This is a genomic window from Phocaeicola sp. (assembly GCF_048170425.1).
Lineage (GTDB): Bacteria > Bacteroidota > Bacteroidia > Bacteroidales > Bacteroidaceae > Phocaeicola.
In genome coordinates, this window is record NZ_DBEXBB010000061.1 from 1 (window position 1) to 6,388 (window position 6,388).

Sequence of the window (6,388 nt, forward strand, 5' to 3'; positions counted from 1 at the left end):
TTGCAAAATGTTTTTTATTTTTGTGCCCAGAATGAGTTAATATACTAACAAATGAACGTATTAGAATTAAGCGAACAGGAAATAATCAGACGCAACAGCCTGAATGAGTTGAGAGCAATGGGGATTGAACCATACCCTGCTGCCGAGTATGTAACCAACGCTTTTTCGACTGACATAAAAGCCGAATTCAAAGATGATGCTGAACCTCGCAAAGTATCCGTTGCAGGACGTATCATGTCTCGTCGTGTAATGGGAAAAGCGTCTTTCATTGAATTACAGGATTCTAAAGGCCGTATACAAGTATATATAACCCGCGATGATATCTGTCCGGATGAAAACAAAGATTTATATAATGTAGTTTTCAAACGCTTGCTGGATTTGGGCGATTTCGTTGGAATCGAAGGTTTTGTATTCCGCACCCAGATGGGCGAAATCTCTATCCATGCACAAAAACTGACCGTATTGTCGAAATCAATCCGTCCGCTCCCGATTGTAAAATACAAAGATGGAGTAGCTTACGATAAGTTTGAAGACCCTGAACTCCGTTACCGTCAGCGCTATGTAGACTTGGTAGTTAATGACGGAGTAAAAGAAATATTCCTGAAACGGAACAAGGTCTACAATTCTATGAGAGAATATTTCAACTCTAAAGGATATATCGAAGTAGAAACTCCTATTCTTCAGTCTATCGCCGGAGGAGCTGCTGCCCGCCCCTTTATTACTCACCACAACGCATTGGATATTCCATTGTACATGCGTATTGCCAGCGAGTTGTATCTGAAAAGACTGATTGTAGGCGGTTTTGAAGGTGTGTATGAAATCGGCAAGAACTTCCGTAACGAAGGTATGGACCGTACACATAATCCTGAATTTACCTGTATGGAAATTTATGTAGCCTACAAGGATTACAACTGGATGATGAAATTTACCGAGAACATGATTGAAAAAATCTGTCTGGACGTAAATGGTACTACAGAAGTACAAGTAGGTGATAACCTGATTAACTTCAAGGCTCCGTTCAAACGTGTAACCATGCTGGACTCTATCAAGGAATTTACCGGCTATGACCTGACGGGCATGAACGAAGAACAGATTCGTGAAGTTTGCAAGAAACTCAATATGGAAATCGATGACACCATGGGTAAAGGCAAGCTGATTGACGAAATCTTCGGCGAATTTTGCGAAGGCCATTACATCCAGCCGACTTTCATCACAGATTATCCTATCGAGATGTCTCCGCTGACAAAGAAACACCGCAGCAATCCGGATTTGACAGAACGTTTTGAGCTGATGGTGAACGGTAAAGAACTTTGTAACGCATATTCTGAGTTGAATGACCCGATTGACCAGCTGGAACGCTTCGAAGAGCAGATGAGACTGAGCGAAAAGGGAGACGACGAAGCGATGATTATCGACAAGGACTTCGTTCGTGCATTGGAATACGGCATGCCTCCTACCTCGGGTATGGGTATCGGTATGGACCGTCTGGTGATGCTGATGACCGGTCAGAGCACGATTCAGGAAGTGTTGTTCTTCCCGCAGATGCGTCCGGAAAAAGTAATCCCGAAAGATGCGCCTGCTAAATTCATGGAATTAGGAATCGCAGAAGAGTGGGTTCCGGTAATTCAGAAAGCCGGATATAATCTTGTGACTGATATGAAGGAGGTGAATCCGCAGAAACTTCATCAGGACATTTGTGGCATCAACAAGAAATACAAACTGGAACTTGCCAACCCCACAGTAGACGAAGTAGCTGGCTGGATAGAAAAGATTAAATAAATGAATGAAAGTGTATGAAGGACAAAGAATATTCCTTGTCCTTCATATCTGTTTTTCATTAAATATAAGAGTATGAAATTACCCGGGAAAATAGCGATTATGGGGGGAGGCAGCTGGGCCACTGCTATAGCTAAAATCATTTTAACCCAGGCTGAATCCATAAACTGGTACATGCGCCGTGACGACCGAATTGAAGAATTCAAGCGTCTGGGTCACAATCCAGCCTATCTGACAAGTGTGCGTTTCGACATGAAATGCATCAACTTTTCATCAGACATCAACAAGGTAGTGAGAGAGTCAGACACACTGATTTTTGTCACCCCCTCACCGTATCTGAAAAGTCACCTCAAAAAGCTAAAAACCAAACTGAAGGATAAATTCATCGTTACTGCTATCAAGGGTATCGTACCCGACGAAAACCTTATCGTATCCGATTATTTCCACAAGATTTATGACGTTCCAGAAAACAACATAGCCGTACTGGCAGGTCCCTGTCATGCGGAAGAAGTGGCATTGGAACGGCTTTCTTACCTCACCGTAGGATGCAAAGACATTGAAAAAGCCAAGATGTTCGCACGGCAACTGGCCGGTCACTACATCAAGACTTCGGTCAATACGGACGTAGCCGGCATTGAATATGCTTCCGTGCTGAAGAATGTATATGCCATTGCAGCCGGAATCTGCAGCGGTCTGAAATATGGAGACAACTTCCAGGCTGTACTGGTATCCAATGCCTTACAGGAAATGAACCGGTTCTTAGATACCGTACACCCCGTAAACCGTTGTACAAACGATTCAGCCTACCTGGGCGACCTTCTCGTGACTTCTTATTCCAATTTCAGCCGTAACCGCGTGTTCGGCACCATGATTGGTAAGGGATATTCCGTAAAAAGCGCACAGATTGAAATGGAAATGATTGCTGAAGGATATTATGGCACCAAATGTATCAAGGAGCTGAACAAGCACCTGCATGTCAATATGCCCATTGTGGATGCCGTCTATAATATTCTTTACGAACGTATATCACCAATGATAGAAATCAAATTATTAACTGACTCATTTAGATAAAATCAGAAAACAGTTATGGAAAACATTAAACTGAACATTGAAAAGACTTTAGATTTTATATCTAAGGAAAAATTGGCTTCTTATGAACCAAAGGTAAAAGCTTGTATGGAAACGCTGGAAAAAGGCACAGGCTTAGGAAACGACTTCTTGGGTTGGTTGCATTTACCTTCTTCCATCACAAAGGAACACTTGAATGACCTGAAAGCTACTGCACAGACACTTCGCGAAAACTGCGACGTAGTAATCGTAGCTGGTATCGGAGGAAGTTATCTGGGCGCACGTGCGGTCATTGAAGCGATGTCAAACAGCTTTGCTTGGTTGCAGGAGAAAAAAGCCGGACAGCCTACTATTATTTTTGCCGGACACAACATCAGCGAAGACTACTTGTTCGAACTGACTGAATTCCTGAAAGACAAAAAATTTGGTGTAATCAACATATCTAAATCTGGAACAACTACTGAAACCGCTCTTGCTTTCCGTTTGCTGAAAAAGCAGTGCGAAGACCAAAGAGGTAAAGAAATGGCTCGCAAGGTTATCGTAGCTGTTACAGATGCAAAGAAAGGTGCAGCCCGTACAACAGCCGACAAGGAAGGTTACAAATCATTTATCATTCCTGACAATGTAGGCGGACGTTTCTCTGTATTGACTCCGGTAGGCTTGCTTCCTATTGCAGTAGCTGGAATCGACATTGACCAGCTGGTTGCCGGTGCTTGCGAAATGGAAAAGGTTTGTGCCAACGAAAACATGTACGAAAACCCGGCTGCTTTGTATGCTGCTACTCGTAACGAACTGTATCAGAGCGGAAAGAAAATTGAAATCTTAGTAAACTTCCAACCGAAACTTCACTACTTCATGGAATGGTGGAAACAGCTGTACGGTGAATCTGAAGGTAAGGACCTGAAAGGTATCTATCCGAGCTCTGTAGACTTCTCTACAGACCTTCACTCTATGGGACAGTGGATTCAGCAGGGTGAACGCAGCATCTTCGAAACAGTAGTTTCTGTAGAAACTCCAAGCCACGAACTTCACTTCCCGAGCGATGAAGAAAACCTGGATGGACTGAACTTCCTGGCAGGCAAACGCATCGACGAAGTAAACAAGATGGCCGAACTCGGTACACAGCTTGCACACGTAGACGGTGGAGTTCCTAACCTGCGTGTAAGCGTTCCTTCACTGAACGAATACTACCTGGGACAGCTTATCTATTTCTTCGAAAAGGCTTGCGGAATCAGCGGATACCTGCTCGAAGTAAATCCGTTCAACCAGCCGGGCGTAGAAGCTTACAAGAAAAACATGTTTGCCCTTCTGAACAAACCGGGATACGAAAAAGAATCTGAAGCAATCCAAGCTCGTCTGAAAAAATAAATAAACGAGAGTTCACCACTCCGTTTTCATTGACAGGCACGAATTACATGAAAAGCACTCTTTCCTCCATAAAGGAAAGTGCCGCCCATGTAATACGTGCCTGTATATTATAAACATACTATCATGTTCCAACAAGAAATCAACCAATATCTCACTACACATCATTACACACACATTAACTTAAAAGCCGTATTGTTCGACATGGACGGTGTATTGTTTGACTCCATGAAAAACCATGCCACAGCCTGGAATGAAGCCATGAAACAATACGGAATGAACCTGAGCAAAGAGGAAGCTTACCTTCACGAAGGACGTACCGGTGCAGCTACCATCAATATTGTCAGTCAAAGAGAAAGGGGATATGAGGCAGATGAAGAAGAAATCAAACGAATCTATCAGACAAAGAGTGATTTATTCAATAAGCTGCCTAAAGCTGCCCCCATGCCTGGAGCTTTTGAAGTGTTGAAAAAAATAAAAGGAAGCGGACTGACTCCAATAGTCGTAACAGGTTCCGGACAGCTCTCTTTATTGGACAAACTAAACCACTATTTTCCAGGAATCTTCCAGCGTGAACTGATGGTGACAGCCTTCGACGTAAAATATGGAAAGCCTAATCCTGAACCCTATCTGATGGCTCTGCAAAAGGCTGGCATACAAGCCAATGAGGCAATAGTCATTGAAAATGCCCCACTAGGAGTTAAAGCAGGTGTAGCAGCCGGAATCTTCACTATCGCATTGAATACCGGGCCACTGCCAGACAACGTACTTTTGCAAGAAGGTGCCAACATCTTATTCCCCTCCATGGCTGCTTTTAATGAAAGCTGGGAAACATGCCGTCAAAGCATGCAAAAGACATCCCTATAAGGAAAAATCCCCGGAAAGCCAAGTTATACTTTGGCTTTCCGGGGATTTTTATCTCAATAAAAGTCTTTTATTCCAATGCAAACAACTTACTCCTTGACAACAAAGAAGAGCCTATTACATTGGCTTTCTCTTTCAATTCAGACAACACGATATCAGAATCCTTATACATCAAATTCAACGTGTATTTACGGACTGCCGAAATAACCGGCGGCAACAAGTATTCTCCTACTTTCGAAAATTCTCCTCCGATAATCACTTGTTCCGGATTGAACACATTAATCAGGTCACCAATATGGCGTCCCAGTTTTGCACCGATTTCTTCCACCAATTCAATCGCCAGCACATCTTCACGACGAACAGCAGAAATAATATCAGCCAATGTGATTTCATCAATTGACTTTTCTTTCAGTAGCACAGAGTTTTCTCCCTGATGCAGACGCGCAATAAACTTACGATACAAAGCGGAGCAAGACACTTCTGTTTCAATACATCCTTTTTTGCCGCAATAACAAATCTGCTGATTGTCATATCCGTAATTATGACCAAACTCTCCGGCAAAACCAGACATACCAGAATACAACTTACCGTCAATAATAATGGCAAGTCCCAGTCCCCAGTTCACATTCACATAAATCAGATTTTTCGGACATTTTTCTGAACGCATAATGTATTCTCCGTAAGCCATTGCCCGACTATCGTTATCAATGCATACATTAATACCCAATCTTTCTGTGAACATCTCTGCCAAAGGCTTGTCGCCATAAGTCAGATGTGTGTAACTGCAACCAGTCTCCGGATTTACTCTTCCAGTCATACCAATACAGATATTCAGAATCTTTGATTTATCACAGGGAAGCTCATCGATAAACGTTTCTATCTCCTGACAGATACGCTCCAAACATTCCGGTGTATTTTCCAGCTTAAATGGTATTTCCATTTTGGTCTGAAGAACTTCTCCCTTAAAGTTGATAGCCCCCAGACTTAATGACTGTACAGCCAGAGCGACTCCTATAAAATAGGCAGAATCCGCATTCAAGCCATACAAACTTGGATGGCGTCCTCCACTGGTTTCCAGTTTTCCACAATCGTTCACATATCCTTCCTTGCACATTTCATCTACAAATTTTGTCACTGTAGGAACACTTAGTCCCATCGACTTGGACAAATCTGTAATTGTTGTGCTACCCGCATAAATCAAGTGCGTAATGATACGTTGCTTTACCAATGCACTTTTAACGCCTTTCTGTATATTCGTCAATAGAGTCTGACCCATATTTGTTATTTTTTATAGAAACATTTACAAATGTAGAAT

Annotated in this window: 5 protein-coding genes; 4 read left to right on the forward strand and 1 reads right to left on the reverse strand. The window is 42.6% G+C overall.

Going from position 1 to position 6,388, the window contains the following annotated elements:
- Nucleotides 1-51: 51 nt before the first annotated feature.
- From lysS to ACMJ0U_RS02645, 4 genes are all read left to right on the forward strand, one after another.
- Entirely contained in the window at nucleotides 52-1,779 is a 1,728-nt protein-coding gene (lysS, locus tag ACMJ0U_RS02630; protein ID WP_417127992.1) for a lysine--tRNA ligase, read from the forward strand.
- Nucleotides 1,780-1,851: 72 nt separating this feature from the next.
- Entirely contained in the window at nucleotides 1,852-2,847 is a 996-nt protein-coding gene (locus ACMJ0U_RS02635; RefSeq protein WP_007561191.1) for an NAD(P)H-dependent glycerol-3-phosphate dehydrogenase, read from the forward strand.
- Between the two features lie 15 nt (nucleotides 2,848-2,862).
- Nucleotides 2,863-4,212, forward strand: coding sequence for a glucose-6-phosphate isomerase (locus ACMJ0U_RS02640; protein ID WP_117702234.1), 1,350 nt, complete (start codon nucleotides 2,863-2,865; stop codon nucleotides 4,210-4,212).
- A gap of 123 nt (nucleotides 4,213-4,335) precedes the next feature.
- Entirely contained in the window at nucleotides 4,336-5,076 is a 741-nt protein-coding gene (locus ACMJ0U_RS02645; RefSeq protein ID WP_417127994.1) for an HAD-IA family hydrolase, read from the forward strand.
- A 67-nt stretch (nucleotides 5,077-5,143) separates the two neighbouring features.
- Here ACMJ0U_RS02645 and ACMJ0U_RS02650 read toward each other — a convergent pair whose 3' ends face one another.
- Nucleotides 5,144-6,349 (reverse strand): ROK family transcriptional regulator, encoded by a 1,206-nt coding sequence (locus ACMJ0U_RS02650; protein ID WP_417127995.1) that lies wholly within the window; start codon nucleotides 6,347-6,349, stop codon nucleotides 5,144-5,146.
- Nucleotides 6,350-6,388 lie beyond the last annotated feature (39 nt).